The sequence below is a fragment of the Pseudoalteromonas sp. XMcav2-N genome (assembly GCF_024124545.1).
In the GTDB taxonomy this organism is placed as follows: Bacteria; Pseudomonadota; Gammaproteobacteria; order Enterobacterales; family Alteromonadaceae; genus Pseudoalteromonas.
Genome location: NZ_JAMXSF010000043.1, coordinates 1 through 1035 on the forward strand (window position 1 = coordinate 1; position 1035 = coordinate 1035).

Annotated in this window: 1 protein-coding gene; it reads left to right on the top strand. The window is 47.1% G+C overall.

Annotation, left to right across the window (positions count from 1 at the left end; all coding sequences use genetic code 11):
* The first annotated feature begins 76 nt into the window (after nucleotides 1-76).
* Nucleotides 77-991, top strand: coding sequence for an IS5 family transposase (locus tag NH568_RS23880; protein WP_253111281.1), 915 nt, complete (start codon nucleotides 77-79; stop codon nucleotides 989-991).
* Nucleotides 992-1035: the final 44 nt, after the last annotated feature.

The following is a 1035-nucleotide window of genomic DNA, read 5'->3' on the forward strand; positions in this document are numbered from 1 at the left end:
GGCGTTGTTTCCTAAATCATTGAACTAATTTGGTCTCGTGCGATCAGATCTCAAAAGCAAACACCGAGACTGAACTTTGAAAGAAAAGCGTATCACTAACTGGCGTGATTACAACAAAGCCCTTATCGCCAGAGGCAACATCCAACTTTGGTTTTCCGAGGGTGCAATTGAGCAGTGGAACAACACACAACATCACGGCGGTAAAGGGCGAGCTAATCATTTCTCTGAGCTGGCTATTGAGACCTGCCTGACTTTGCGAGCTGTATTTCGCTTGTCTCTTCGTGCTGCACAAGGCTTTATTTCCTCACTGATATCAATGATGAAGCTTGATTTGGATACGCCAACTTATAGTTGTTTGTGTAAGCGAAGTGCAGATCTGGCTGTTCATTACAGACCAAATACCAGTACTTCCGGAGGCATTGATATCGTGGTTGATAGCACCGGTTTGAAGGTATACGGAAACGGCGAGTGGCACGCAAGAAAACATGGTGCGAATAAACGCCGGACCTGGCGAAAGTTACATCTGGCCATTGATGCAAATACGCACCAAATCGTGAGTGCGGAGTTATCTACAATCTCCGTAGCTGATTCAGAAGTTCTGGGCGACTTACTCAGACCATTGCGCAGGAAGGTCAGCTCGGTCAAAGCGGATGGCGCTTATGATACCCGAGGGTGTTATGCTGAAGTGGCAGCTAAAAAGGCCGACGCAGTGATCCCTCCAAGGTGTAATGCGCAGTTGTGGGAAGATGGACACGCTCGCAACAGCGCGGTTATTTTAACAAAGCATATAGGTAGCAGTGAGTGGAAAAAGTGTGTGAACTACCATCAACGTTCACTGGCGGAAACAGCAATGTACCGGTATAAACAGCTAATGGGTGACAAGCTGGTCAGTCGTGGATTCAATCAGCAGCACACTGAAGCGATGATAAAAGTGAAAGTGCTCAATAGAATGGCCGGGCTAGGTATGCCTGAATATCAGGGAAACAGCTGAAATCGCAGCGTTTCCTAAGCTATTTGGATTTGATCAACAAGGCC